2 protein-coding genes are annotated in these 2,262 nt (G+C 60.8%); both read left to right on the top strand.

Going from position 1 to position 2,262, the window contains the following annotated elements; all coding sequences use genetic code 11:
• Positions 1-465: SUMF1/EgtB/PvdO family nonheme iron enzyme (locus QJT78_RS50380; RefSeq protein ID WP_281460837.1), on the top strand; the 465-nt coding region annotated here is incomplete at its 5' end.
• A 126-nt stretch (positions 466-591) separates the two neighbouring features.
• Positions 592-2,262 carry an arylsulfatase gene (locus QJT78_RS50385; protein WP_212479729.1) on the top strand — a complete coding sequence of 557 codons (1,671 nt, stop codon included), beginning with the start codon at positions 592-594 and terminating at the stop codon, positions 2,260-2,262.

Raw genomic sequence — 2,262 nt, forward strand, 5'->3', positions numbered from 1 at the left:
CTGGACGGCGCCGAGTTCGCATGGGGAGATGAATTTGCGCCCGGGGGCCGTCACATGGCCAACACCTGGCAGGGTGAATTTCCACGCCAGAACACCAGGGACGACGGATACGAACGGACATCGCCGGTCACCGCATTTCCGCCGAACGGTTACGGGCTGCACGATATGATCGGCAACGTCTGGGAATGGACGTCCGACTGGTACTCGCCTCGGCATGAGGCTGACGCAGCAAAAGCCTGCTGCATTCCAGAGAACCCGCGCGGCGGCCGCGAGGCCGATAGCTACGACCCCAGAACGACCAACGTCAAGATTCCACGCAAGGTCATCAAAGGCGGCTCGCATTTGTGCGCGCCGAACTACTGCAGACGCTACCGGCCGGCTGCGCGGCATGCGGAGCCGATCGACACATCCACGAGCCACCTTGGATTTCGGTGCATCAGGAGAGGTGTCTCTATCGCATCATAATGGGAGAGCGAGGCCATGTTGAATTGCATATTCAATGACAAGCCACCCTTTGCCGCAATTCCACCGTTCAAGACGTCCAGTTGCCACAAGAGGTCCTGCGCCTCGCTGCTTGGCGCGACGATATTGATGTCGCTGTCCGGGGTAGCCAGCACGCCGGCGACCGCACAGCCGGCACAGAAACCCAATATCCTCTTCATCATGGGTGACGACATCGGCCTGTACCAGCCGAGCATCTACCATCGCGGCCTGATGGTCGGCGAGACGCCCAACATCGATCGCATCGGCAATGAAGGCGCAATCTTCACGCATTATTATGCCGAGCAGAGCTGCACGGCAGGGCGGAACGCCTTCTTCACCGGCATGCATCCGCTGCGCACCGGCATGATTCCTCCGCAACTTCCAGGCAGCCCGTCCTATCTGCGGCCCGGCACCCCGGCGCTCGCCAAGTTCCTGCTTGATCTCGGCTACAACACCGGCGAATTCGGCAAGAACCATCTCGGCGATCACACCGACGCACTGCCGACCGCGCACGGCTTCCAGGAATTCTGGGGCTACCTGTATCACCTCGATGCGATGCAGGGCGTGAGCTTCCCGGACATCAACAAGTCCCCCATCCAGCAGACTGTTGCCCCGCCATGCAAGAATACGCCGATCCCCGGCATCCCGGAGGTACCGGGCGCGGTCGATCCGAAAACGTCGGTTTGCCTGACGCCTCCGCGCAACGTCCTGTCGTGCAAGTCCGATGGTACGTCCAGGACTCAGCAGTGCATCGACCAGGGCCCGCTGACACTCGAGCGATCGAAGGGTGTCGACGAGGAAATCTCGGCCAAGGTCATCGACTTCATCGATCGCAACGATCCGAAGACGACGGGCAAGCCGTTCTTCGTCTGGTACAACCCTGCGCGCATGCACATCACGACCGTGCTGAATGACAAGTACGCGGCCATGGTCGGCGAGCCCGGCGGCAAGGACTGGGGCCTCAACGAGGCCGGCATGAAGCAGATGGATGACAACATCGGCTATGTGCTGAAAAAGCTCCAGGACATGGGGCAGCTCGACAACACGATCGTCGTGTTCACCACCGACAACGGCGCCGAGACCATCACCTTTCCGGACGGCGGCACCACTCCGTTCAAGGGCGGCAAGCTGAGCACCTGGGAAGGCGGCATGCGCGCTCCGGCGCTCGTTCGCTGGCCGGGGGTCATCAAGCCCGGCACCATCAAGAACGACATCTTCGCGTCACTCGACTGGCTGCCCACATTTGTCAACATCGCCGGTGGCGCAAAGGGAGACGCGCTGAAGAAGCGTATCGAGGCCGGTCAATATCCCGGCATCGTGAAGACGACGCTCGATGGCGTCGATCAGGCCGAATACCTTTCCGGGCGTTCGGAAACGTCGGCGCGCGATACCTTCTTCTACTATTCGGGCAAGGATCCGTCGGCGGTCCGCTACAAGAACTGGAAGATCTACTTCACGATGGTGTCCGACAACCCGGCGGGCTTTATTGCCGGAGCGCTTCCTTATCACTGGGCCCAGGTCGTCAACATCAAGCGAGACCCGTTCGAGACTTCGATCGGGTCACAATACAAGACGCTCATGGGCCAGGGCGGCACAATCGGATCTCCTTCTACAGCCTACATTTACGACTGGAACATGCTGCCGATCGGCCAGGCGCTCTGGCTGAAGGAACTCGAGAGCTATATTGCGTACCCGCCGCTGCAGGACCCGGCGAGCTACAACCTCGACCAGGTGATGCAGCAGATCAAGCAGGCCAAGACTGCCGGTCGCAGCGATTAG

This window comes from Bradyrhizobium sp. Mp27, assembly GCF_029953005.1.
Taxonomy (GTDB): domain Bacteria; phylum Pseudomonadota; class Alphaproteobacteria; order Rhizobiales; family Xanthobacteraceae; genus Bradyrhizobium; species Bradyrhizobium barranii.